Origin of the sequence: Auritidibacter sp. NML100628 (assembly GCF_003185985.1) — a bacterium.
In the GTDB taxonomy this organism is placed as follows: domain Bacteria; phylum Actinomycetota; class Actinomycetes; order Actinomycetales; family Micrococcaceae; genus Auritidibacter; species Auritidibacter ignavus.
This window is the reverse complement of the sequence record NZ_QHLP01000001.1, coordinates 180,904-206,200: the sequence shown is the minus strand read 5'-3', so window position 1 is coordinate 206,200 and position 25,297 is coordinate 180,904. Positions and strand designations below refer to the sequence as shown.

At 59.2% G+C, this 25,297-nt stretch carries 23 protein-coding genes; 13 read left to right on the top strand and 10 right to left on the bottom strand.

Annotated elements, in window-relative coordinates; genetic code table 11:
* The first annotated feature begins 101 nt into the window (after window positions 1–101).
* From dnaK to DCC24_RS00990, 6 genes are all read left to right on the top strand, one after another.
* Window positions 102–1,961 (top strand): molecular chaperone DnaK, encoded by a 1,860-nt coding sequence (gene dnaK, locus DCC24_RS01015; RefSeq protein ID WP_110098195.1) that lies wholly within the window; start codon window positions 102–104, stop codon window positions 1,959–1,961.
* A 124-nt stretch (window positions 1,962–2,085) separates the two neighbouring features.
* Window positions 2,086–2,748: a nucleotide exchange factor GrpE gene (locus DCC24_RS01010; RefSeq protein ID WP_110098041.1), complete on the top strand. Its 663-nt coding sequence runs from the start codon at window positions 2,086–2,088 to the stop codon at window positions 2,746–2,748.
* A gap of 121 nt (window positions 2,749–2,869) precedes the next feature.
* On the top strand, window positions 2,870–3,850 hold the full coding sequence (locus tag DCC24_RS01005; protein ID WP_110098040.1) for a DnaJ C-terminal domain-containing protein: 981 nt from the start codon (window positions 2,870–2,872) through the stop codon (window positions 3,848–3,850).
* Window positions 3,850–4,473: a heat shock protein transcriptional repressor HspR gene (locus DCC24_RS01000; protein WP_110098039.1), complete on the top strand. Its 624-nt coding sequence runs from the start codon at window positions 3,850–3,852 to the stop codon at window positions 4,471–4,473. Before DCC24_RS01005 ends, DCC24_RS01000 begins: the two co-directional genes overlap by 1 nt.
* A complete protein-coding gene (locus DCC24_RS00995) occupies window positions 4,446–5,393 on the top strand; it encodes an alpha/beta hydrolase (RefSeq protein ID WP_110098038.1) in 948 nt (315 codons plus the stop codon). Before DCC24_RS01000 ends, DCC24_RS00995 begins: the two co-directional genes overlap by 28 nt.
* Before the next feature lie 90 nt (window positions 5,394–5,483).
* The gene (locus DCC24_RS00990; protein WP_110098037.1) at window positions 5,484–8,348 is read left to right on the top strand and encodes an ExeM/NucH family extracellular endonuclease; all 2,865 of its coding nucleotides are present in this window, start codon (window positions 5,484–5,486) and stop codon (window positions 8,346–8,348) included.
* Window positions 8,349–8,534: 186 nt separating this feature from the next.
* On the opposite strand, the gene trmB is transcribed toward DCC24_RS00990, so the two are convergent.
* Complete coding sequence (trmB, locus tag DCC24_RS00985) at window positions 8,535–9,386, bottom strand: tRNA (guanosine(46)-N7)-methyltransferase TrmB (RefSeq protein WP_158524561.1); 852 nt, start codon at window positions 9,384–9,386, stop codon at window positions 8,535–8,537.
* A 122-nt stretch (window positions 9,387–9,508) separates the two neighbouring features.
* On the opposite strand from trmB, the gene DCC24_RS00980 reads away from it, so the two are divergent.
* Window positions 9,509–10,156: a hypothetical protein gene (locus DCC24_RS00980; RefSeq protein ID WP_110098036.1), complete on the top strand. Its 648-nt coding sequence runs from the start codon at window positions 9,509–9,511 to the stop codon at window positions 10,154–10,156.
* Window positions 10,157–10,234: 78 nt separating this feature from the next.
* On the opposite strand, the gene DCC24_RS00975 is transcribed toward DCC24_RS00980, so the two are convergent.
* Together DCC24_RS00975 and DCC24_RS00970 are read right to left on the bottom strand one after the other, a co-directional pair.
* Complete coding sequence (locus tag DCC24_RS00975; protein WP_110098035.1) at window positions 10,235–10,936, bottom strand: bifunctional 2-polyprenyl-6-hydroxyphenol methylase/3-demethylubiquinol 3-O-methyltransferase UbiG; 702 nt, start codon at window positions 10,934–10,936, stop codon at window positions 10,235–10,237.
* 3 nt (window positions 10,937–10,939) lie between these two features.
* Window positions 10,940–12,235, bottom strand: a complete 1,296-nt coding sequence (locus tag DCC24_RS00970) for a YihY/virulence factor BrkB family protein (protein WP_110098034.1) — start codon at window positions 12,233–12,235, stop codon at window positions 10,940–10,942.
* Between the two features lie 111 nt (window positions 12,236–12,346).
* Here DCC24_RS00970 and DCC24_RS00965 point away from each other — a divergent pair, with 111 nt between their 5' ends.
* Both DCC24_RS00965 and clpB read left to right on the top strand, forming a co-directional pair.
* A complete protein-coding gene (locus tag DCC24_RS00965) occupies window positions 12,347–13,234 on the top strand; it encodes a hypothetical protein (protein WP_146206240.1) in 888 nt (295 codons plus the stop codon).
* 99 nt (window positions 13,235–13,333) lie between these two features.
* A complete protein-coding gene (gene clpB, locus DCC24_RS00960; RefSeq protein ID WP_110098032.1) occupies window positions 13,334–15,925 on the top strand; it encodes an ATP-dependent chaperone ClpB in 2,592 nt (863 codons plus the stop codon).
* A gap of 125 nt (window positions 15,926–16,050) precedes the next feature.
* Here clpB and DCC24_RS00955 read toward each other — a convergent pair whose 3' ends face one another.
* Window positions 16,051–16,812, bottom strand: a complete 762-nt coding sequence (locus DCC24_RS00955; protein WP_110098031.1) for a septum formation family protein — start codon at window positions 16,810–16,812, stop codon at window positions 16,051–16,053.
* A gap of 264 nt (window positions 16,813–17,076) precedes the next feature.
* On the opposite strand from DCC24_RS00955, the gene DCC24_RS00950 reads away from it, so the two are divergent.
* Together DCC24_RS00950 and DCC24_RS00945 are read left to right on the top strand one after the other, a co-directional pair.
* Entirely contained in the window at window positions 17,077–17,301 is a 225-nt protein-coding gene (locus DCC24_RS00950) for a DUF3073 domain-containing protein (RefSeq protein ID WP_110098030.1), read from the top strand.
* A gap of 54 nt (window positions 17,302–17,355) precedes the next feature.
* Window positions 17,356–18,354 (top strand): Sir2 family NAD-dependent protein deacetylase, encoded by a 999-nt coding sequence (locus tag DCC24_RS00945; RefSeq protein ID WP_110098029.1) that lies wholly within the window; start codon window positions 17,356–17,358, stop codon window positions 18,352–18,354.
* Here the strand turns inward: DCC24_RS00945 and purM are convergent.
* The 5 genes from purM to DCC24_RS00920 form a co-directional block, all read right to left on the bottom strand.
* A complete protein-coding gene (gene purM / locus DCC24_RS00940; RefSeq protein WP_233242949.1) occupies window positions 18,351–19,511 on the bottom strand; it encodes a phosphoribosylformylglycinamidine cyclo-ligase in 1,161 nt (386 codons plus the stop codon). The genes DCC24_RS00945 and purM overlap by 4 nt on opposite strands.
* A 26-nt stretch (window positions 19,512–19,537) precedes the next feature.
* Window positions 19,538–19,996 carry a hypothetical protein gene (locus tag DCC24_RS11920; protein ID WP_146206239.1) on the bottom strand — a complete coding sequence of 153 codons (459 nt, stop codon included), beginning with the start codon at window positions 19,994–19,996 and terminating at the stop codon, window positions 19,538–19,540.
* Window positions 19,997–20,106: 110 nt separating this feature from the next.
* Complete coding sequence (locus DCC24_RS00930) at window positions 20,107–20,511, bottom strand: sterol carrier family protein (protein WP_110098026.1); 405 nt, start codon at window positions 20,509–20,511, stop codon at window positions 20,107–20,109.
* Window positions 20,511–21,569 (bottom strand): asparaginase, encoded by a 1,059-nt coding sequence (locus tag DCC24_RS00925; protein ID WP_110098025.1) that lies wholly within the window; start codon window positions 21,567–21,569, stop codon window positions 20,511–20,513. The genes DCC24_RS00930 and DCC24_RS00925 overlap by 1 nt, the downstream gene beginning before the upstream one ends.
* A complete protein-coding gene (locus tag DCC24_RS00920; RefSeq protein WP_110098024.1) occupies window positions 21,566–21,895 on the bottom strand; it encodes a hypothetical protein in 330 nt (109 codons plus the stop codon). The genes DCC24_RS00925 and DCC24_RS00920 overlap by 4 nt, the downstream gene beginning before the upstream one ends.
* Window positions 21,896–22,042: 147 nt before the next feature.
* Here DCC24_RS00920 and purD point away from each other — a divergent pair, with 147 nt between their 5' ends.
* Both purD and DCC24_RS00910 read left to right on the top strand, forming a co-directional pair.
* Window positions 22,043–23,329: a phosphoribosylamine--glycine ligase gene (gene purD, locus DCC24_RS00915; protein WP_110098193.1), complete on the top strand. Its 1,287-nt coding sequence runs from the start codon at window positions 22,043–22,045 to the stop codon at window positions 23,327–23,329.
* A 68-nt stretch (window positions 23,330–23,397) separates the two neighbouring features.
* Window positions 23,398–24,333 carry a phosphoribosylaminoimidazolesuccinocarboxamide synthase gene (locus DCC24_RS00910; RefSeq protein ID WP_110098023.1) on the top strand — a complete coding sequence of 312 codons (936 nt, stop codon included), beginning with the start codon at window positions 23,398–23,400 and terminating at the stop codon, window positions 24,331–24,333.
* Here the strand turns inward: DCC24_RS00910 and DCC24_RS00905 are convergent.
* Window positions 24,311–25,279: a metallophosphoesterase gene (locus tag DCC24_RS00905; protein WP_369859658.1), complete on the bottom strand. Its 969-nt coding sequence runs from the start codon at window positions 25,277–25,279 to the stop codon at window positions 24,311–24,313. The two genes, DCC24_RS00910 and DCC24_RS00905, sit on opposite strands and share 23 nt — an antisense overlap.
* Window positions 25,280–25,297 lie beyond the last annotated feature (18 nt).

The following is a 25,297-nucleotide window of genomic DNA, read 5'->3' as shown; positions in this document are numbered from 1 at the left end:
GCTCAAGGTTATTTGACCGGATGAGCGATGATGGTTATCTTGAGTGGAGAAGGCTCAAGGAGCCACAAGGGATTGATAATCCGATGGAAAGGATGACTGGAATGGCACGTGCAGTAGGTATTGACCTCGGAACGACGAACTCTGTCGTTGCCGTGTTGGAAGGTGGCGACCCCACCGTTATCGCAAACGCTGAAGGCGCTCGCACTACCCCGTCGGTGGTGGCGTTCTCCAAGTCTGGTGAAGTTCTCGTCGGTGAAATTGCCAAGCGCCAGGCTGTGAACAACCCCGATCGCACCATTTCCTCGGTCAAGCGTCACATGGGGACCGACTGGACCGTCGATGTTGACGATAAGACCTACACGCCGCAGGAAATTTCAGCGCGCATCCTGATGAAGCTCAAGCACGACGCTGAAGAGTACTTGGGCGAAGACGTGACCGAGGCCGTGATTACGGTTCCGGCGTACTTCAACGACGCAGAGCGTCAGGCCACCAAGGAAGCCGGTGAAATTGCCGGGATGAAGGTCTCACGCATTATTAACGAACCGACCTCGGCAGCTTTGGCCTACGGTCTGGACCGCGGTAAGGAAGAAGAGCAAATTCTGGTCTTCGACCTCGGCGGTGGTACCTTCGACGTCTCCCTGCTGGAAATCGGCAAAGATGAAGACGAGTTCTCGACCATTCAGGTTCGGGCTACCGCAGGCGATAACCGCCTGGGCGGTGACGACTGGGATCAGGCCATCGTGGACTGGTTGCTAGAGAAGGCCAAGGCCTCTGGTGCGGATCTGTCCAAGGACAAGATCGCTTTGCAGCGTCTGAAGGAAGCCGCTGAGCAGGCCAAGAAGGAACTGTCCTCGGCTACGTCAACCAATATCTCCCTGCAGTACCTCTCGGTCAACGAAAACGGTCCGGTGCACTTGGACGAGCACCTGTCTCGGGCGAAGTTTGAAGATCTCACCTCGGACTTGTTGCAACGGACCAAGAAGCCCTTCGAAGATGTCATCAACGAAGCCGGCATCACCGTGGGCGATATCGACCACGTGGTGCTGGTTGGTGGCTCGACCCGTATGCCCGCGGTGGCCGATTTGGTCAAGGACCTAACCGGTAAGGACGCCAACAAGGGTGTCAACCCCGATGAGGTCGTAGCGGTCGGTGCTGCGATCCAGGCCGGCGTGCTCTCGGGTGACCGCAAGGATGTGTTGCTGATCGACGTCACCCCGCTGTCGCTGGGTATTGAAACCAAGGGCGGCGTGATGACCAAGCTGATCGAGCGCAACACCGCCATCCCGACCAAGCGGTCCGAGACCTTCACAACCGCTGAGGACAACCAGCCTTCGGTGTCCATTCAGGTCTTCCAGGGTGAGCGGGAGTTCACCGCCGACAACAAGCCACTGGGCACCTTCGAGTTGACCGGTATTGCTCCGGCTCCGCGGGGGATGCCACAGATTGAGGTCACCTTCGACATCGACGCCAACGGTATTGTCCACGTCTCGGCGAAGGACAAAGGTACTGGCACTGAGCAGTCGATGACCATCACTGGCGGTACCTCGCTGTCGGATGAGGACATCGACCGCATGGTCAAGGACGCGGAAGCTCACGCTGAGTCCGATAAGAAGCGTCGTGAAGCAGCGGAGCAACGCAACGCTGCCGAGCAGAGCGCCTACTCGGTTGACAAGCTCATCAAGGATAACGACGAGAAGCTTCCGACCGATGTGAAGGAAGAAGTCCAGGCCGACGTCGATGCGCTGAAGGCCGCATTGGAGAAGGAAGACAACGACGACGAGGTCAAGGCTGCCTTCGAGAAGTTGCAGGCTTCCCAGACCAAGCTGGGTGAAGCGCTGTACGCTTCCAGCCAGGATGAAGCCGGCCAGGCTGCCGGTGGTGAGGATGCAGGATCCTCCGACGATGAGGATGTTGTAGATGCCGAAGTTGTCGACGAAGATGACGACAATAACAACAAGTAAATCCTGCGCCCAATCACTAGCGGTGTCAGTCCATCCGGGCTGAGGCCGTGTGAGCCAGCGATGGGCCGGCCAACCGGCCGGCCCATCGCGCTACCGCCCCGGCTTTGTAGAAAAGGAATGTGTGATGACAGACCAGCACAACTCCCAGGATCCAGACCCAGACAAGGGTCGCGACGAGGAAATCCGTTTCACCGATAAGCGCAAAATTGACCCGGAGACCGGAGAGGTTCGTGACCCGGTCACCCAGGCAGAAGACATTCTCAGCCAGGCCACTGACCAGCAAGGCACCGATGCGGGACAGGGCATCGACAACGAGCACAGCGAGCCGGCAGACAGCTCTGGCGAGGCCTCAGCTGAAGCCGCCGAGTTGCGCGACGATCTGCAGCGTTTACAGGCGGAGTTTATTAACTACCGTCGTCGTGTCGAACGGGATCGGGACGTGGCGAGGGATAACGCCACGGTGGCCATGCTTGAAGCGCTGTTACCAGTGCTTGATGACCTCGATGCGGCCCGTGAGCACGGTGATCTTGTTGACGGCCCCTTCGCCGCGATTGCCCAAAAACTAGACTCAGTGTTGAGCCAGTTTGGCCTCCAGCGCCAGGACCAGCAGGCTTTGGCAGGAGAAGAGTTCAATCCCGCGCACCACGAGGCCATGTTGCGGCAACCCTCCGACGAGGTACCTGCCGAACACATTGTGCAGGTCTTCCGTAACGGCTACGTGCGCCATGATCGAGTGATTCGGGCAGCGCAGGTGATGGTTTCGGCCGGACCGGCCGACGAACAGTAGGGCGCGCAGTAGGACGCGCAACAGGACGAGACGACAACGATTCGAGACCACATCGAGACCGGCCGGAGGTGACAGCATGGTCGGTCGTGATGGTCACTGATGATGAGCGAAAGGAGGCACCATGGCCTCACAGGATTGGGTGGATAAAGACTTTTACGCCACCCTGGGTGTCTCCAAAGACGCCTCTGAATCCGATATTAAAAAGGCCTACCGGAAACTGGCCCGCAAATACCACCCGGATCAAAACCCCGGTGACGAAACCGCGGAGAAAAAATTCAAGGACATCACCGAGGCCAACGCGGTCTTGAGTGATCCGGAGCAACGTCAACAATATGATGCGATTCGGGCCATGGGCTCTGGCGCTCGGTTTACCGGCGGACCGGCCGGTGGTACCGGTGCCGGAGGAGCCGGGACTAGTGGTGCTGGATTCGAGGATATCTTTGGCGGCCTGTTCAATCGTGGCGCTTCGGGAGGATTCTCCCGGGGCGGGGCACAGGGCCCGGACTTTTCGGACCTCTTTGGTGGATTTGGAAATTACTCGCCACCCCGGCAAAAAGGCGCTGACCGCAAGGCCGAGACCAGTATTTCCTTTGGCGGAATGGTGCGTGGCACCACCGTGCAACTACGGGCCGCCGACGGGGAAATCACCGAGGTTAAAATTCCCGCCGGCATTAAGGATGGGCAGACGGTGCGCGCTCGCGGTAAGGGCCAGCCGGGCTCGGGCGGACGCGGGGACCTGTTGGTCACCGTCCACGTCACATCTCACCCCTATTTTGTCCGCGACGAGCGACACCCGGAAAACGTACGCGTGAGGGTACCGATCTCCGTGGACGAAGCGATCCTCGGGGCGACCGTGGAAGTACCGACTCTGGATTCTTCCGTGAAGGTGAAAGTCCCAGCCGGATCGTCCTCGGGTAAAATTCTGCGACTGAAGAAGCGCGGTATTAAAACCAAGAAGACGGAAGGTGACTTGCTGGTCGAGCTGGAGATCGCCGTTCCGGATCAGCCCAACGATGAGGTTAAGGCCGCCGCTGAGGCCTACGCGCAAGCAACCCAGGGCAATAATCCCCGAGCCGGGCTAGCACAGAAAGCGAGCCTGTGATGACAGCCCGCTCCGGACGGAAAGATTGGGAGAACCTGTTCGCAGAGTTTGAACAATTCGACCCCGACCACCCGGCAGCCGCCGACCCGATCTTTGTAATCTCGGTGGCTGCCGAGCTGGCTGATATGCATCCCCAGACCCTGCGCCAATATGATCGTCTGGGATTGGTGGTCCCGCACCGCCAGGGTGGGGGACAGCGCCGCTACTCGGTGAGCGATGTGCACCGGTTGCGTCGCATTCAACAGCTCTCCCGCGATGGTATTTCGCTGGAAGGCATTCGTCACGTAGTGGAGTTGGAACGTGAAGTCCACTCGCTCCGGCAAACCATTTCCCACCTGGTTGATCAGGTGAACCTCTTGCACGCCTACGGTCGTGTTCCCCGGACTTTCACTGCAGCGGCCGGGGGAGACGTTGTGACAGACTTCCGCTCGGCAAACATGGATGTGGAACCGGAACAAACCCAGTCTCCACCAGCACACCGGCAGTCGCCACAGCGTCGCGGTGATCACGATCAGCGACGCGAAGTGACAACCGTGCAACGCGCTCGCGTTTTGCGGGCCCTGGATTCCCGCCTCTCCAGCTCTAAAGCACTGCCATGGCGCCCCGTGGATTACGTGGATTAATAGAGCGCCACGAGCAGGCCTCAGCCCGGCTCAAGACCATTCAGCGTCACCGGGAACGCCTCTCGCCCGAGGAACGGCGCGTCCTGGACGGAATCGTCCACGCACTGAAACCGGACTCCATGAAAGACCTGCTCGCCCCGCGCCATCTGCTGGACTTTGACCTGGCCCGGGAACGGGTGCTGATCGGGGTTGGCGAGCTCGACGAGCCCACCCACGTCAGTTGGCAAATCTCCGGGATGAGAATTAGCGCCTCGAACAACACCTGGGGTGCTGCGCGGGAGGCGGCCCAACTGCACCTAGCTCAAACCATGGTGTTACCCCATGCTCGTCCCCTGGTGATTAGCTGGCTGGGGCACCCGGCCACCTCGGCGGTCGATGTGCTCGGGGTGCGGGCGGCCTATACCGTCGCGGACCATCTCGCCACGGACTTATGGGACTATCTGGGATACTGCCCACAGATCACTCCGGATGTTCACATCGGGTTAGAAGCCCACTCCTACGGTGGATTATTCACACTGAAGGCTGTCCACCGCATCGCGTTGTGGGCACAAACTCGTAGCGACCGAATTCACCCGTGGTACTGGTGGAGAATCAATAGCGTTATCTTTTCCGGCCCGGTGGGTATTCCTCAGTCATTACATGTGCAATTGAAAAGACTCCGAGAACTTCAGGTGCCGGTGATTCAACAGGCCTGGCAAATCCGTGCTCGCGGCGACTGGCTGTCAGTCATTGGCCGGGTATTCTCGGGACGCCGACGCCTGAAAGTGCCCTCACTTTCATCCGGCGCAGCTCGCGAGGTTCCCGAACTGGTCGTGGCCACCGGGCATAACACCACCAGTGGGACCGGGTATCGAGATCTGGGGACTAGCACGCTATACCGGCTGGCACAGGCCAGCCTGGGAATTGTTGAGAAGACTTAATCCGTTGTTCAGTGAAACTTCTGTCGCCGTCTAGGTGTCCCTCCTAAGGTCGGTATGTCTCAACACCATTACTTGCCTTGAGGAGGGTACATGAGCGTGCGCAACAAAGTTGTTGCTGTTCTGACAGCATCAGCACTGAGCGCCTCGGCACTGGTGGGGTTATCCCAGATCAGCCAGGCAGCCGTCGTTGACGAACCGGTGATCAATGAATTTGTCACCGATGAACAGGGAACAGATACCTACGAGTTCGTTGAAATCCTGATCCCTGAAGGATTCGACACGACCGAGCTACGCATCCTGGGCGTTGAGGGCGATAGCAATAATAACCAGGGCAACGTCGTGCACAACTACGACGCCAGTGGTCTTGACTATGACGCCGACGGCCGCGGGTTGCTCACCGTTCCGCAGAATGGCTTGCAGAACGGGTCACTGAGCTTGTTGCTGGTACGCGGCAACCCGGGCACCAACGCTGTGGTCGACGCTGACCGCAACGGTGAGATTGACGCCGACGTCAACTTTGAGGTTCTGGACGCTGTCGGAATCCACGACGGAGATCATGGCGACTTGGCCTACGGAACTGAATTGCGCGCCTCGACCTTCGAGGGCTACACCGGTGCACTGGGTGGCGCCTCCCGGGTTCCTGATGGATCTGACACCTGGGTGCCGAACGCCTACAACGGTGCTGGTCTGCCCGGTAACACCGACCAGCCTCGGGGTGACTTTGAAGTGGCCAGCACCCCGGGTGAACCAAACGGTGAACAACCCTCCGAAGACCCGACGGAAACTTCGACGCCGACCCCGACCGATCAGCCCACCGAGGTTTGCCAGGCGGAGGCCACCCCGATTAACCAAGTGCAGGGTGAAGGCACGGAAACGCCGCTCAAAGGCCAGAACGTGACCGTCCGTGGTGTGGTTATCGGTGACTTCTGGAATAAATCTGGGGGTTCCAACGGTTTCTGGATCCAGTCGCTCCCCGATGATGTCGATGACAACGACCAGACCTCCGAGGGCCTGTTTATTCACAATCCCGGTCACGATGCACCCGAGAACGGCACCGTGGTGACTGTGGCCGGCACCGCCGGTGAGTACTATGAGCAGACCCAGCTCTCGAAGACCACTGTCACCGAGTGCGATACCGCTGAGCTTCCCGAGCCGGTCGAGATCACCTTCCCGGTGGAAGACGACCTGGAGCACCTGGAGGGCATGCGTGTCAATGTTGCTGAATCGGTCGTACTGGAGACCTACCAGTTCGCTCGGTTCGGTGAGATCGTCGTGGGACCGCAGCGCCAGTATACGCCGACCGCTATTCATGCCCCGGATTCTGCCGAGGCCGAAGAGCTGTACGAATCCAACCAGGCCAACCGCCTCACCATTGATGACCGCAACTCGATCCAGAACGTGCACCCGGCTATGCACCCCAATGGCGAGCCCTTCACCGTGGACAACATCTTCCGCGGTGGGGATCAGTTCAACAACATCACCGGTGTGATGGATTACCGCAACAACAGCTGGAAGATTCAGCGCACCGAGGCTGCCGAGCACCTTGCCGCGAACCCGCGTGACACCGAGGTACCCGAGGTGGGTGGAGACATCAAGGTTGCTGCCTTCAACGTGCTGAACTACTTCACCACCTTCAATGAACGTGGGGCTCGCAACGAGGAAGAGTTCCAGCGCCAGAAAGAAAAGCTGGTAACCGCTATCGCCAAGATGGACGCCGACGTTGTGGGCTTCATGGAAATCGAGAATAACTCGAATGTGGCATTGCAAAATCTTGTTGACGGTGTCAACGAGTACTTGGGCGAAGAGCGCTACGTCGCCGTGGAAACAGGCAAGCTGGGTACCGATGCGATCACCACTGCCATGATGTATAAGCCCGATGTGGTCACCCCTTTCGGTAGTCACCAGGTGCTAGATACTAGCGTGGATGCCCGGTTTGACACCCGTCGTAACCGCCCCGCTTTGGCTCAGACCTTTACTATCAACACCGAAGACGGTGCAGATAACGAGCTAGGCGAGTTCACCGTGATCACCAACCACTTGAAGTCCAAGGGCTCCGAGTGCGGTAACGAAGCTGATAACACCCACCTCGTCGGTAACTGCGATCCGGTACGCACCGAGGCCGCCAAGGCGCTAGTGGACTGGTCCAAGGACATGCCCAAGCCGGTCATTATGGGCGACCTGAACGCATACGACCATGAGAACCCCATTACCACCCTCACCGATGGCGGAATCGTGGACCTCAAGAAGAAGTACGAGGGTGAATACGCTTACTCCTACGTCTTCGACGGCCAGCTGGGCTACCTGGATTACGCACTAGCACACGACTCCTTGGAGCCATTCGTCACTGGCGCTGCGTCCTGGAACATCAACTCCGACGAGGTGCCAATTCTCGGTTACGAAACCCGATACAACACCGATCCTGCACAGTCGGAGATCTACGAGCCGAACGAATTCCGTTCTTCTGATCACGATCCTGTAGTCTTCGGGCTGCGGTTGACTGCTACCGATGAACCGACTGAAGAGCCCACCGAGGAGCCGACTGAAGAGCCCACCGAGGAGCCCACTGAGGGTACCGAGGATCCGACGGAGGGCACTGAGGAGCCGACTGAGGGTACTGAGGATCCGACGGAGGGCACTGGGGAGCCCACTGAGGTGCCTACCGAGGCTCCGACTGAGGGTACCGAGGGTCCGACTGAGGGCACTGGGGAGCCGACGGATGCTACCACCGAAGACTCGACCGAGGACACTTCCGACGGTGCTCAGGATCCATCCAAGGATGGCGACGAGTCAACTGAGAACCAGGGCGACCAGGTCGCTGGTGAGGATCAGTCCAAGTCTGACTCGGACAAGGGTGGTGCACTGGCATCCACCGGTGCCGGCGTCGTAGCGATCATGCTACTGGCAACTGGACTGGTATTGGCAGGCATCTTGCTGACCCGTCGCCGGGCTCACTAATCACTGACCCGGTACTCTAAATAGTCCGCCCGCGGGGCCACCTGATGCAGGTGACCTCGTGGGCGGACTGCTACCTGCTCCGTAAAACGAAGTGGCACGACGTCGCGTGAAGAGACTAGGCGGGATCAGCGAACAACAGCTACGCGAGCCGTGCGATGGCCGTTAGCCGCCGAGAGCAGACGTTGGTTAGTGATCTGCCACGCGTTGATAGCACAAGTCGAAAATATAGCGACCTGCCTCAGTTGCTTTCCGCTCGAAACTAGTGACCGGACGGGTTGTAAATCGTGGTGCCCAGCCACCGATGGTATCCAGAGCTTCGGCTTCTTGTACGGGCTGGTTATTATCAGTGCCCTCACGCTTCGCACGTGTCAACGGAGAGTCTGGGCCGCGCAAACGGTGCGGATGAAGATTCGTGAATTTCGGGTGCTGGTCCATGACGGCGCGCATTTGCTCGGCGTAATTGGACCAATCAGTGGCCAGCCGTAGAGTGCCTCCTGGACGTAGCACGGTGGCAAGTTTGGTGACGAAACCGGTCTGAATCAGCCGACGCTTGTGATACCGGGCTTTTTGCCACGGATCGGGGAAGAAAACCCAGACCTCCTGGGCCTGGCCTTCTATAGCGTCAATGACCTCCGGGGCGTTGGCCTCAATTCCCCGGATATTGTCGAGCCCCTCGTCCACCATCGCTGCGAGGAGTTTACCTAATCCTGGCGTATAGACCTCCACGGCCAGAAAATCACGTTCCGGGTGGGCCTTCGCGCCGGCGATGGTGGATTCCCCGTGACCAATCCCGATGTCGATCACGAGCTCAGCGTCACGGCCGAAGAGTGCAGACGGTGAAATCACAAAATTAGGGTCTACCGACATCGAGGTGTGATGCCGTGGCACATCGACGATCCACTGGCCCAGCGATTCATCCCAGAGCTTTTGGCGGTTAGGGGAGAGCTTCGTTGAACGACGTACAAAAGACACCGGAGTCCGATGATATTTCTCCGGAATAGCGTTGTCAGAGGTACGTGAAGAGTCTGAAGAGGTCATCCCCATCAGTTTAGGCCGGTTAATATCCTCGCTCAGCCGAAATTGTGAGAAGGGTCGTGATATTTCCAGTGCAAACCCTATAAAGTGGGATCCGGAAAACGTTTCTTGAGGAAGGACTTCCGATGAGCATTGTTCAAATCCCTCTCCGCCTAGCGGCCGGCGCATTTGTGCTGAACTCCGGGCTGAATAAGCGCAAGATCTCCGATGAACAAGCTGAAGGTCTGCGCGACATGGCTGCCCGCGGTGTCCCTGCTGTGAAAGATATGTCCGGCGAAGAGTTCAAGAAGTTCATTACCACCACCGAGATTGGTGTGGGTGCTTCGTTGCTGGTTCCGATGGTTCCTGGTTGGGTCGCTGGTGCTGCCCTGTCCGCCTTCTCCGGTGGTTTGGTTTCGATGTACCTGAACACCCCAGAAATGACTGAATCCGACGGCATCCGTCCTTCCGAGTCGGGTACTGCGGTTGCTAAGGACATCCTGTTCTTGGGTAGCGGTATCGCCATCACTCTGGACTCGCTGTTCAACCGAGGCGGTAAGAAAAAGAAGGCCGCGGCCAAGCGGGCCAAGAAGATCTCGGCTGCCAAAGACGATCGAGTAGAAGCTATCCAGGAAGCCACCGACCAGAAAGTCGAAGCGATCGAAGAAGCTCGCCAGAAGTTCAAAACCGATCGTAAGCAGGCCCGTCAGGAGCAGAAAGAAGCCCTGAAGAAGGCTGCCAAAAAGGCGAAGAAAGGCTCCAAGAAAGTTGCTAGCAACCTGAATCTTGGCTAAGTCTGAGAGACTCTTGCTGTGATAGGCACAGCAGAGGTGTAGTTGTCACCGGTGCGGGATGGGACTTCTGTGGAGGTCTCATCCCGCACTGCTATTCTGGCACTTGGCTGTGGCTGACTGATCGGATCGAGTCAGCACCGCGACCAAGAAATCGGAGTCCTCGTTAAAGGGGTGGGCTTGCCAGGAGGAGAATAGTTGCTCGATGTCAAAGCCACAGGCTCTAGCCTCGGTAAGAAAATCTCGGAAGTCCCAGCCACGGCCGGCGCCGAAGCCAATGATTGCGCGCGAGTGTGCCTGCGGTGCCAGTAGCTGACAGAGGCTCGTGAGAGCGGGGTGCCGACCGTTCTTCGACAAAAAGCCCATAACGTTGCCCGCCGAAACGATGAGATCAAACGGTTCAGACAGATCGAGTCGAGCTTGTGCTGACAGGCTGGCCGGTAGTTGCTCCAGATCGGCTACATGCCAGCGACCATTCGGGAAATCCTCACGGGCCACGTCAATCAAGTACTCGTCCAGATCAAGGCCAATGACAGTATGCCCGCGGGTGGCAAGATAGCCTCCGGTCCGTCCGGTCCCACACCCAGCATCCAGGATTCGGCTGGATCGATCGGCTAACGCATCCACCAGTCGGGCCTCACCGTCAAGGTCTTTCCCCTCACGGTCGAGGTCACGCCATCGTTGCGCATAGCGCACCGAATGTTCCGGGTCGCGAGCGATCATAGAACGCCAGGTGTTGTGGTCGGGTAAAGGGCAGCCGGATGATTCAGCCAAGAGGTTCATGAACTAGTCTCCTGTTCTTTCTTCGAAGCCGCTGGAGTCTTCTTGAAGTTGCTGGCGACGTTCGTTGATATTGGACCGGGTTGGTCGCTGGGGCGGATAGACCAACCGTGCCCCGGTCTCTGGATGAACTCGTTGACCCTCATAGATGTTGTCTCCGAAATCCTCGGGAACAAAGACGGACCGGTAGGGCTTTCCGGTCGAGCTGGACCTGCGGGGCCTATTGATGGCGAAAATACTTTTATTCTCGGCTAATTGCGCGGTCTTCAAAGTGGTGAAGGGTTCTTCAGTGTGCACCGAATGAACCACGACGTGGCCGACATAGTCGGTGAACCGCGACCGGTAGTCCAGGACCTCGAGCTGTCGAGTGTGTTCGGGAGACAACTGCAGCCGGTCCCATGCGGGCAATCCCTCGGCCAACTGCTTGGCGCGCAGATACTCAGCATCCCAGGCGGCCCCAGCAATCATCACGATCGCACCGACCCAGAGAAACAGGATCACGTAAATCGTTCCGTAGAAGGTGTCGAGTACTCCGTCAAAGATGGAGAAGTTCTCTAGCAACCATCCGGTGAGGACTAGTCCGGCGAACAGTGTGAGCACGGTGAATGCCCCGCCCGCAGTGATAAACCGGTAACGGGGCAGATTCACATTGGGCCCGCGGTAGTAGGCGGCTGTAATCAGCAAGATCAACACCAGCAGGAGGATGGGCCATTTGATCGTATTCCAAGCATTGACCGATTCTTCGGAGAGGTTCAGCATCCCACCGATGCGACGGGAGAAGTCGCCTCCAATAATGATCAAACCGACCAAGGCCAGTGAGGACACCATCAGCACAATGGTTTCGACGAAGACCACCGCGCGCATCATGAAGAAGTTACGTCCCTCGCGGGTCCCGTAGAGGGTATTCATGGCGCGGTGGAAGGCGGCAATGACTCGTCCGGCTGAGAAAATCGATCCCAAAATGCTGATCACAATCGTCAGGACAGAACCAGATGTTTCTGAAAAAGCCATCAAGGTCGTGGTAATGACCTCGGTATCTAGTGTCGGAATCAACTCGTGAATGAGCTCGGCGACCGTCCCGATGGTTTCATCGGCCAAACCGAGAAGTGAGACGACCGAGACCAAAACAATCAGGGCCGGCAGGACCGAGAGCAACAGAAAGAACGTCATCGTGGCAGCAACATCCCACACCTGAAGTTCGAGTAGTCGCGTGATCGTACAACGCAGTACGAACCAGACGGTGGGCCGAGGGTTTTGATACGTCTGACGTTGTTTCCTGGCCAACCGGCGGGTGAGAGGCATAATATGAGCCTATCGAATCATCGCCGGTCAGCCGAGAGAACGTGCAGGGCCAAGGACAGGTACCGCGTCGATACTGCTGGGGGTATGGGATAAGACGGTACGATATTGACTATGAAATTGACTATGAAGAAACGCGGTCACGTTCCCTCCTCACCGTTGCATCCTATGGTGCTGAGCGCCCTGTTCCTGAGTCTTGGGCTGGCCCTGAGCGGTTGTCAAACAGAAGAAGGCGGTCCGGAACCGGAGGACTCGGCCAATACGTCTAGTTCTCCCAGTGATGAATCGTCTGTCGAAACCAGCCGTGATGACCTATCGGAAATCCTGATTCCGGCAGAACATTTGCCTGAGGGGGGAGCTACCGAGTTTTCGATTGAAAGTTTCCAGAGCCAGCCATTGAGCCTCTACCTGACACTGACCGGTTTTGAACCCGAGGGTACATGTGGTGAGGCGATTGATGCGGTCAACTCCTACACCTCACAGGTATCGCACGGTGTAACCGGCGTATACGACTATGGCGCCGACGCCTCTGACTCCCCGTCGCCCTCCGAATCTGAGGAAACCTCGGATACTAGCTCCGACGGTCCCGAGACCCAGGAGCTCTCCGGAGAACCACACGTGGAGATCATGGTGTTTGAAACCGCTGAGGAAACCCGGCCAATGAAGTTGTTCTCCGAGGTTGCCGAAAGTTGCGACACCATCGAATCCGATAGCGTCGACGGAGCCGAAGCGACCTTCGAACAACTGGAATCCTTGCACGCGGTGCACGTGGGCATTAAAGCCAGTCGTGATGATGACCTCGAGAACCTCTATCTCGGTGGTGGTTCCGTGGGTGGACAATACCACGTCTATATTGTGGCCAATAACATCAGCCCCGACGACGCGTTGAGTCTCTATACCGAGCAGATTCAACGTCTCGAGCAGCTCGTGGACCCCGCAGAAGTTGACGATACCTCCTCAGCAACAGAGTCTGCCTCGCCGGACGAAAGCTCCAGTATCTAACGGCTGCAACCCGGAACCTGTGGAATAAAACCTCCCACCGCAGGGTTGAGTTAATTAGACTCAAGTATTATTCGTGAATGAATCAAGGGAGGAGATGTGATGGACGCGCAGTTCACCACAAAATCTCAAGAGGTGCTCTCGGCGGCGTCGATGAACGCTTCGACAGCCGGTAACCCCCAAATCGAACCGGCACACGTTCTCAAAGCACTCATGGACCAGCGCGGTTCCATTGCAGTGTCCATCCTGAAAGCAGCCGGGGCTAACCCCGATGTGGTGTCCACCGCTGCTTCGACAGCAATCCAAAAACTCCCGAAGACCTCGGGTAATTCCGTGGCTCAGGCGAAGCTCTCTCGTGCCGGCTTACAGGTGATCCAAGCGGCTCAGAATGAGGCCAGCTCACTGCAGGACGAGTTCATCTCGACTGAACACCTGTTGCTGGGCCTGGCGGCTGACACCGGTGAAGCTGGAGTGGCCCTGCGGGACGCCGGTGCACAGATTGACGCGTTGCGTGCAGCGCTGACAAGTGTGCGTGGCGATCAGCGGGTCACCTCTGCTGATCCGGAAGGCACGTTCCAGGCACTGGAAAAATACGGCACCGATATGACGAAACTAGCCGAGTCTGGCAAGTTAGACCCGGTTATTGGTCGTGACGCCGAGGTCCGACGGTTGATTCAGGTGCTCTCGCGCCGGACCAAGAACAACCCGGTGCTGATCGGTGAACCCGGTGTGGGTAAGACCGCAGTCGTTGAAGGACTGGCCCAACGCATCGTGGCCGGCGACGTTCCTGAGTCCCTGCGAGGCAAGAAGCTGATCTCTCTCGATCTCGGCTCGATGGTGGCCGGTGCGAAGTACCGCGGTGAATTCGAAGAACGTCTCAAAGCCGTCTTAGAAGAGATCAAGAAATCCGACGGTCAAATCGTGACCTTTATCGACGAGATCCACACGGTGGTCGGTGCCGGAGCCTCGGAAGGATCGATGGATGCCGGCAACATGCTCAAGCCCATGCTGGCCCGCGGTGAGTTGCGCTTGATCGGGGCGACCACGCTAGATGAGTACCGAGAGAATATTGAAAAAGACCCGGCACTGGAACGCCGGTTCCAGCAGGTGTACGTGGGCGAACCCACGGTGGACGACACCATTGCGATTCTCCGTGGTCTCAAAGAGCGCTACGAAGCCCACCACAAGGTCGCGATTTCCGACAGTGCGTTGGTGGCTGCCGCGAACCTCTCGGATCGATACATCACGGAGCGTCAGTTGCCTGATAAGGCCATTGACCTGGTGGACGAGGCGGCCTCCCGATTGCGGATGGAAATCGACTCAGCCCCGGAAGAAATCGATCAGTTGCGCCGTGCGGTCGACCGGTTGACGATGGAGGAAATGGCCCTGGACGGCGAAACGGACCAGGCCTCGGTGGAGCGTTTGGCTGCCCTGCGTGAGGAGAAAGCCAATGAGCAGGAAAAACTCACCGCGCTGACGGCCCAATGGGAGAACGAAAAGGCCTCCCTGAACCAGGCCGGTGACCTGCGTGCTCAGCTGGACGAATTGCGCTCGCAGGCCGAGAAGGCTCAACGTGAAGGCGATCTGGGAGAAGCCTCCCGGATACTCTACGGTGAGATTCCTGATGTCGAGCAGCAATTGCGTGCCGCAGAAGCCAGTGAGCAGGACCAAAAATCCGAAGAGACCATGGTCTCTGAGCAGGTCTCAGCTCACGATATTGCCGATGTCATCGAATCCTGGACCGGCATTCCAGCTGGACGGATGATGACCTCCGAGCAAGAAAAGCTCCTGCAGATGGAGGACGTGATCGGCAACCGGTTGATCGGGCAACAGTCCGCGGTCACTGCTGTGGCTGATGCTGTGCGACGTAGTCGGGCAGGAATCTCGGATCCGAATCGGCCGATCGGTTCGTTTATGTTCCTGGGACCCACCGGTGTCGGCAAGACCGAGCTGGCTAAGGCGCTGGCGGAGTTTCTCTTCGATGACGACCGAGCCATGGTCCGGATCGATATGAGTGAGTACTCCGAGAAGCACTCGGTGTCCCGACTGGTCGGTGCCCCTCCGGGGTATGTCGGTTACGACGAAGGTGGTCAGCTTACCGAGTCAGTCCGACGTCGGCCGTATTCGGTGGTATTGCTCGACGAGGTGGAAAAAGCTCACCCGGAGATCTTCGACATCCTCTTGCAGGTTCTCGACGATGGGCGCTTGACCGATGGTCAAGGTCGGACCGTGGACTTTCGGAACACCATTCTGATCCTGACCTCGAACCTGGGGTCGCAGTATCTGGTGGATTCCGCGCTGTCGGAGGAGGAGAAAAAGACGTCCGTGGAGGCAACAGTACGGGCGGCTTTCAAACCCGAATTCCTCAACCGGTTGGATGACATCATCCAGTTCGAGCCACTCTCGCTGTCGGACCTGACCAAGATCGTGGATCTGCAAGTCAAAGACCTCGGCGAGCGACTGGCACAACGTCGGCTCACTTTGCAGGTCGCCGACGCTGCCCTGACTTGGCTGGCCGATACCGGCTACGATCCTGCCTTCGGCGCACGTCCGTTGCGTCGGTTGGTGCAACGCGAAATTGGTGATCAACTCGCCAAGAAGATTCTGGCCGGGGAGATCACAGACGGCGACACCGTGGCAGTGGACCGGACCCCGGACGGGCTTGACGTCCACGCGGTGAGTGCCGAGAACTGATCCTGGTCTCTGCGGTGCTCAGCAACCACCGCAGAGACCAGCGACAACGGCCAGCTAGCCTGTACCAAGCAGGGTAGCTGGCCGTTTGCGTCGCTGAGGCTACGGTGCCCAGGAGGCTACAGAGATTAGCCCTCAGAGGTTTCCTCCTGGGTGGCAGCGCTGGTTTCTTCGCTGGTAGTTTCTGCGTCGTTGCTGTCGCGGGAGGGCTGCTCGGAGAGGTTCTGATCCTCGGCGACATCCAACACCGGCTGGCCGATCAAGGAATTTGTCAGAGTCCCAGATTCTTCAGCTTCGACGAAGCAGTCAATTCGGCGGTCACCGGTCTCATTCCAGGACGCCTCCGAGGGGCTGGAGACTCGGGTGACGACGCTGGCATCGGTAGAACCGGTCAGCTCAATAGCCGCGCAGAATTCGTCGGCACGGGTGCGCATCTGATCCGCACCGGGATAGGTCTCCGCTTCGGACAGAATCTGACGTCCCACCAGCTGTGCGTCGTGAGCGTAGTCGCAGTCCACGATCGTCGAGACAGACTCAGTATCGGTAAAGTCCGTCAAACAATCTCCGGGCTCCAGGTCTTCGGGCCACACCTCGGTGGCAACAACACCATCCAAGCCAGGGGAGGGGTTGCGGGAGACGTCCTCGGAGGCTTCCGGAGAGTCATCTCCGTCGAAGACACCGGATCGGATCAACCAGCTGGCCCCGATACCGATGAGGAGAATGACCAGCACGATCACGCCGGTGAGAATCCATCGGCGACGGCTTTGACGACGCCGACGCATCTCACGACGCGAGGGACGCTGTGACCGAGGCGAGCGTTCAGAACTGGTCTCGGACGGCACTGCTCTGCTACCCCGGCGGGACGGTTCCTCGTTGACCGGCTCTGTCATGGGTTATCCAGTCCTTTCGTCAAAACCGAAGACGGCAGTGCTCAGCGGTGGATGAGTAGTTTAGCGTGACGTAATTGACACATGTGACAGTCTACTGCCAATGCTTCGCTATCGGTTGAGCACCACGATAGGTGGCGGCACAACACCTGAAAACATGTTAAACTGGTGAGCACGAACCAGTTTGAACACATGACCTCCGGCACCAGCATGAGCCTTATGTTGTGCCCATTGGAGGGCTAAGAGACCGCGAAGGGGGTCACGCTCATGGGGCGCGGCCGTCAAAAGGCAAAAGCAGCACGTCAGGCTCGGGATATCAAGTATTTTTCCCCGGCAACCGATCTCGCAGCACTGGAGCGAGAACTCTCTGGGAAGAAACATGACGAACCCACGGTTAGCGACGAATACGCTGACTACGCGGATAAGTACAACGTCTACGAGGACGAAGACGATCACGACGAGGATGACTACGGGCACTCGTCACCTCGGTAGTTTGTGTGGCGTCGGTGTTCCACGCCCAGCGCGCTTGATAACCGATCGGATCCGATGAACTCTTCATCAGACCGATCGGTTCCTTACGTTGATGAGGCGATCTCTGTTGATCATCCGGCCTACGCAACCCACCAAGCGGCCCTGCGTTCCATCGCTCGCGTCGTCGACGATTCCCGACCGCTACAAAATGACCGGGTGGCCTCAGCAGGAATCGGGCAACTCCTCCGTTTGCGCCCAGCGGTGCTGACCGGAGCCGGGATTTCGACCGGTTCTGGCATCCCCGACTATCGGGGGCCCAACGGTTCGTTGCGCCACCACCGCCCGATGACCTATCAGGAGTTCCGATTCGACCCCGTTGCCCGCCACCGGTATTGGGCTCGATCGTTCGTGGGGTGGCGTCACCTGGAGTATGCCCAACCCAACCCTGGACATCAGGTCTTGGCCCAATGGGCTCAAGCCGGCATCATTTCCGGCATCGTGACTCAGAACGTCGACGGGCTCCATCAGCGAGCCGCTCAAGAACTCGGCGATGATTACTCCACCGTGGTTGCTCTGCACGGTGATATGAGTGAGATCCAGTGCCTGAACTGCGGGGCCGTGGAATCACGAGCGAGCTTGGACCGTCGGCTGGAAGAGGCGAATCCAGGTTTTCTGCAACGAGCCGATACCGGCACAGAAGACATCAACCCGGATGGCGACGCACGCCTAGAGTTGCGGTGGATCAACGAGTTCCAGATGGTTGGTTGTCTGCGATGCGATTCCACCGCGTTGAAGCCCTCGGTGGTCTATTTCGGTGAAGCCGTTCCGGCTGAGCGTAACCATCGCGTCAACGAGCTGTTGGCTGGCTCGGGAGCGCTGTTGGTGGTGGGATCCTCCGTGGCGGTCATGTCGGGCTACCGAATGGTGCTCGATATGGTCCACCGCCACCAACCGGTGGGGATTATCAACGCCGGCCCCTCCCGAGCAGATGCCCGGGCGACCTTCCGGTGGCGGGCCGATACCTCCCAGGCCTTACAGTGGCTGGATGACCAGGTGAAAAAAGAGTTCCCCTAAGCGACGGCGTAGGTACCCTGCAACACGACCGTGCCACCGTCAACACCCTTTGCACCCTGCACGAGGTCTTCGGCGACAGTGTTGTCGATGAGTTGTTGGTCGAGCGTATCGACAGTACCGATCTGCCAGGATGGCACCTCGTGGTCGCGTAGATATGCCAGTGCCTTTTCAACGTGATCCGCCTCAACCACGGCTACCATGCCCACCCCCAGGTTTAGGGTCCGTTCCGCATCGGCCTGGGGCACACCGCCGGCCTCGGTGAGCACCGAGAACACCGGGGGAATGGACCAGGTTCCGCGGTCCACGATCGCCATCAGCCCAGCAGGTAACACACGTGCGAGGTTTGCGGCTAGCCCGCCCCCGGTGACATGCGAGAAGCCGTGCAACGGTGCTGGCTTTCCGGCGCGGTGAGCTTCACCATTGAGGTGATCGACCAGTCCGGCACAGACCGAAGCATAGATTCTGGTGGGCTCGAGGAGCTCTTCACCTAGGCTCCGACCAAATTCGGGCAGGTGCTGGTGATAATCCCACCCCTGAGCGCTGACAATCCGGCGCACCAAAGAGTAGCCGTTGGAGTGAATACCCGAGGAGGCCATGGCAATGATGGCATCCGAGGAGGTGACCTTCTCTGGCCCGAGGATGTGGTCAGACTCGACCACTCCGGTCACAGCTCCGGCCACATCATATTCATTCTCCGCGAGTAGTCCGGGGTGCTCTGCGGTTTCACCACCGATCAGTGCAGTTTCGGCCAGTGAACAACCGGTGGCGATGCCCCGGACAATATCGGCGATACGCTCTGGGATGACCTTACCGGTGGCAATGTAGTCGGTCATGAACAGTGGCTTGGCCCCGACCACCACAATGTCATCAACGACCATGCCTACCAAATCTTGGCCGATGGTGTCGTGGATGTCCAGCGCCTGGGCAATGGCAACCTTAGTGCCGACCCCGTCGGTGGAGGTGGTCAGCACCGGACGCGAATAGCTGGTCAGCGCCGAGGCATCCCACATTCCAGCGAAGCCACCGAAACCGCCAAGGACGTGCTCACCGTGGGTGGCTTTGACGGCATCCTTCATCAAAGCCACGGCAACATCACCGGCTTCGACATCGACACCTGCGCCTGCGTAGGTGATGTGTTGATCATCTGGGCTGGTCACGAGTTCTTCCCTTCCCGGTGAGCTAATCAGCTGGATTTCTTCTGGTTTTTGCGTGCCTGTTTGCGGGCTTGAAATTGTTCGTCGGCTAACCGCCGGGCAGTTTGGGAGCGCCATGCCGACCACTCGTCATCGGTGACCGCATAATCAGCTTGGCGGGGATCATCGACAGGACGCGAATAGTAGGTGCGGGTATGTTTTTTCGATTGGCGATCCAAGACCAGCCACAACAGGCCACCGAGAGCAACACCGGGAACGGCGAACAGCACCGCGAAGAACCCGAGGGTGGCCATCAGCGTGTAATCCTCGCTGGTGCCTTGGATCCCGACCATCACCAAAGCAACCAGGACTCCCAGCAACGCTCCGCCGACGAGAAATGGGGCGATCTTGGGTGCCCGACGAAACACGACAGTTTCCTGCTCGGGTTGTGGGGATCCGTCGGGCTGGTCAGGATCCGGCGCGGATTGTGGAGAAACTGGTGAGGACATCGGGACCCAGTTTAGCGAGAAAAACCTCTGCGCCGGTTCGTGTGTAGCCGGCAACAGTCAGGATCGAGTTGGCGCACAGCGCGATAGGACAAGGCGGTCAACAGTTCTGACTAGGTGCGGTCTTCCGAGGGTGGCGCAGTGCGGGGCGGGTGAAATAGTGGCAACCAATCCGTGAGGTCGGCTCGTGAACCGGAGGCCTGCAGCCGGCCCGAGGCCACCGCTTGGTCCCAGTCGATTTCCCCGGTGATGAGCTCCATCCAGGTCTCAGGATTGGTTTCGATCACGTTCGGGGGAGTGCCCCGTGTGTGCTCGGGGCCGTCGATGCACTGGGTGACCCCAAACGGCGGGACTCTGACCTCTACGGTTTTTCCCGGGGCACGATCGGCCAACTCCTCGAGGCTGAACCGGATGGCCGTGGCTTGTACCGCACGGGGGAGGCTGGCGTAGTCGGCATGGCTAAATAGCTCATCGACGGCTGCTCGCCCCTGGTGAAGATCAATTTTGCGACGTGCCATCAGGAACCGATCACCCTCAGGACTTCATCGGAGAGTCGGGTGCGACCGACTTGGCGGCCGGCAGAGGTGATCTGGGGAGAGACCGTCTCTAACACCTGTGTCAGTGCGGAGACGTCCGGTCGCGGGTCGCTGAACTGGGCTAGCAACACGGCCGCGACGGTATGGGCTGCCCGGGAGGAACCGGACAGCATCTTCACCGCTACCGCGGTGCCGTCGCCACTGGCCATGGCCACGACCCCTTCGGACCCGGTCTTACACAACACCTGGAGTTCTTTGAGCACCACCGAGTCGAACCCGGTGGGGGACTGCACTGCATCAGGGGCCTCCAACATTGAGCGGGCCACCATCACTGCCGTCCATTCCGCCGTCCGGTCATGCACCGAGGCTGCCAACTGCGAATACCCACGGGCCAGGGCCGTCAGTGAGGTGATAGCCGCCGGAGCGCCACACCCATCGGCGCCGTGCCGTGCGATGGTGGTTTGCAAGTATTCTTCCAGCACCCGGTCCACTTCGTGTTGTATCGGATGTCCCGGCTCGCAATAGGATTTCACAGGGTCACCGGCGGCGACGCTGGCCGCGAGGAATGCGGCGTGCTTTCCCGAACACGGGTGAGCAATCCGTCGCGGATTCAAGTGCACTGGTGCTTGAGCGGCTGCCATGCGGGCGACTTCTTTCGGGGAAGACGGCCACGACGGTGGGCACTGTAGTGCGGAACTGTCTAACTCGTAGTCGGACAGCATCGACGCTGCCAGTCGCTGGTGGTATTCCGTGCCGGTATGCGATCCAGTTGCCAGGGCTAACTGTTCGGTATCCAGCGTTGCCCCGTGGCGCAGACTGGCCAAGGCCTGAAACGGTTTCAGTGCCGAACGCGGGTAGATCAATGCCGCCGGATCACCCAGCTTGGCCTGGATAGCCCCGGTGCGATCGACGACCACCGCGGAGCCGATAAATCGGGTCTCAATAAAGTCGTTGCGAATCAGCTGGGCCAGCTCCACGGAATCCGAGCCCAGCGCAGTACCGGCTAACGGTTTTGAGTAGTTCGAGGTCCGGGAACTCATCGTGCCCTGCTTTTGCGGAAGAGGATCAGCGCTACGGTGCCAATAATCAGCCCACACACGATGCTGATTGTCGCTTGCGTCATATCGCCACGTTGGGCGCCAGTAAACAACCGGAATAAAAACCACGGGACGATCGAACCGGCTAGGGCACCCATGACCCACACGAACAGGGACGCTGCCCAGTCCGGCAACATCGATTCACCGGGGGCGAGCTGGTTGAATAAATCGGCGCGGTGTTGCACCCAGCTTTTTGATCGGGACTCGTCTCCGGGCCGGCGTGAGCGGTCATTGGAGGGCTCGTGGTGGGGATCGTGCTGATCTGCCATACCTTCCAGTCTAAAGCCATACTGCCGTCGCGGGGCGAATTCTTGGCAGCTACTCTGGCGGGCTTTTCTCGGTGGATTTCTCCCGGTCTGCCCGTCGCAGTCATTGCACCGCGACGGCAGGGACGGGAAACGACTACCCTGGGAACTGTGAAAATTCTTGTGCTAGGCCCCGGCGGGCGTGAACATGCGTTGGTCCGTACCCTGTTGGCAGACCCCGACGTCACCCAGGTTGATGCTGCTCCCGGTAATGCCGGAATTGCGGCCGAGGTCCCCGTGCACCAGATTGACGCCAATGACCCCGAAGAGGTCGTGGCACTGGCGCAACGGCTCGGCTCGGACCTGGTCGTCATTGGCCCCGAAGCGCCTCTGGCAGCCGGGGTTTCCGATGCTCTGCGAGCTGTGCACATCCCGGTCTTCGGCCCCAGCGCCGCCGCTGCGCAACTGGAATCCTCCAAGGTCTTCGCCAAGCAAGTCATGACCGTTGCCGGAGTGCCCACCGCTGCCTCGGTGCACGCGAAAACCGCCGAGCAAGTCCGGGCCGCTTGTGTGGAGTTCGGTGCCCCCTACGTGATCAAGGACGACGGGCTGGCCGCTGGTAAAGGCGTGGTGGTGACCGAGGATCTCGCGGCTGCTCTGGCTCACGCAGAATCCTGTTTCGCCTCCGGCTCCACCGCGGTGGTCGAAGAATTTCTCGACGGGCCCGAAGTTTCGGTATTCGTGATCGCCGACGGTACCCCGGACGGGGCAGTTGCGCTCAGTCCGGCTCAAGACTTCAAACGCATCCATGACGACGACCAGGGTCCCAATACCGGGGGAATGGGGGCCTACACTCCGTTGGACTGGCTGCCGAAGAACTTCACCGAGCAGGTGCTGGACCAGGTTGCCCGGCCGGTGCTGGCTGAGATGGACCAGCGTGGCACCCCGTTTTTGGGTGTGCTCTACTGTGGACTGGCTGTGACCACCCGGGGGATCCGGGTGATTGAGTTCAATGCTCGCTTCGGTGACCCCGAAACCCAGCCGGTATTGTCTCGATTGACCACACCGCTGGGACAGCTGTTACTCGCCGCGGCACGCTCGGAACTGGCCGAGCGTCCGGAGCTGACTCCGCGGTTTACTGATTCCTCCGCCGTTGCAGTGGTGCTGGCCTCCCCGGGATACCCGGGAACCACTCGCACCGGTGCGGTGATGACCGGAATTGCGGATGCTGAGGCTCTGGAGAAGGTCGCCGTCTTCCACGCCGGGACAGCCGCCAACGACAGCGGTGAGTATCTCTCCGCCGGTGGACGAGTGTTGGCTGTTGTCGGTCAAGGTGACACGCTCGCGCAGGCACGGCAACGGGCCTATCAGGGCCTGGAGCTAATTCACCTTGAAGACGGCCAGTACCGCACCGATATCGCCCGCCGTGCCGTGGCTGGCGAGATTCAGCTTCCCTAACTAACGCCGTGCCCGCCCGGGCTACTGTTGTCCACGTGAACCGTCAATCCGTCCGCGATGAAAGTTAGATGATGACCTCTCACGACGTCCTTGAACTTGCTGACTGGCGCCACATCTATTCCGGCAAAGTCCGTAACCTCTACGAGCCCAGCGATCAGCCCAGCGGTGAATCAGACCGCCTGCTGGTGGTCGCTACCGACCGGGTTTCGGCCTTCGACCACATCCTCAGCCCCGGTATCCCCGATAAGGGCAAAATCCTCACCCAACTGTCGTTGTGGTGGTTCCAGCAGCTCGCCCAGCCAGCCGAAGACCTGGATCCGATTCCGCATCATGTGATCTCTGTGGACGTCCCGGAGCAAGTCGCCGGACGCGCCATGATCGTCAAGCGTTTGCAGATGCTACCGGTCGAATGCATTGCCCGAGGCTATCTGACCGGCTCCGGGCTGAAGGAATATCAAGCTTCCGGTGCCGTCACCGGTATCCCACTACCCGATGGGCTGGTGGACGGCTCTCGTCTAGACCCACCTCTTTTCACCCCTTCCGCCAAGGCAGCGGTGGGCGAGCACGATGAAAACATCACCTTCGAGCAGCTGAGTGAACGCGTCGGTTTGCTACGGGCCGCCCGCTTGCAGGAGATGACCCTGCAGCTCTACCGTCAGGCCGAGGAGATTGCTCGCAACGCCGGGATCATCCTGGCCGATACGAAGGTCGAATTCGGTATTGATGTCTCCACCGGATTGATCACCTTAGGTGATGAGGTGCTTACCCCGGACTCCTCACGGTTCTGGGACGCCGGAGATTACGAACCAGGACGCCCCCAGCTCTCCTTTGACAAGCAGTTTGTCCGTGACTGGCTCAGATCCGAAGAGTCCGGCTGGGACCCGGCCTCTGGGCAACGGCCTCCCGCATTGCCTGAGCATATCGTGGAGAAAACTCGTCAGCGGTACCTGGAAGCCTACCGTCGGATCACCGGGGAAGAATTCAGCGCGACACCGCAGGGATAAGATCCAGCACCACCGCTTCGGGGCGGCAGGCAAAACGGACCGGAACTTTGGGGGCCGCCCCGATACCGGCGGAAATATTGACGATGGTCGTAGCAGATTCGACGGGTGCGTTCCGCCCTGGCACGAGATCAGGCCATCCGAACAGGCCTGCGGCTTGCCGGGGTGGTAAATCACAGTTAGTCACCAGCGGTCCCACCACGGGTAGAGCAATTTGTCCCCCGTGGGTGTGTCCGGCCAGAATCAGTTGCGCGCCGTCGGCGGCCATGGTATCGAGTACCCGGGTATAGGGGGCATGAGTGACCCCGAGGGTGAGATCTGCTGTTCTCGCCTGAGAACCAAACCCGGGCCAGCGGTCACGGTCGAGGTGGGGGTCATCGGTGCCGGCCACCGCGAGGCGATGACGGGCGAGGTGCAGATCGTGATGTGCGTTAGTGAGGTTCACCCAGCCCCGGTGCTCAAATTCGCTAAAAAGCTCCCGGTAGGGCAGGACCTCGCGGTCCGCTAAACGTGCTGCGGATCCGTGCTGGCTAGAGGGCCCACGGAAATACTTCAGCGGATTCGCTGGCTGAGGAGCGAAATAGTCGTTGGAACCGGGAACAAAAACTCCGGGGAGATCTAAGAGCGGACCCAGTGCATCAAGCACCGGTTTCAGACCGTCACGGTGACCGAGATTGTCACCGATATTGACCACCAGATCGGGCTCTAGTTCAGCCAGCGAGCGGGTGAAGTCGATCTTGGCACGGTTGGATGGGACCATGTGCAGATCGGCAATATGTAATACCCGCAACCGAGGACGACCAGCGGGCAAGACCGGCACCTGTTCGTGACGGATTTTAAACCAGCGAGCCTCCAGACACGCGCCGTATACCAGGCTCGCAACACCCGCGACGGCCGTAACGGCTGTGGCACCGGCGAACCGGCGCCACAGCTTCGCGGATGTGATCACCTCTACCACCCCAGGGTC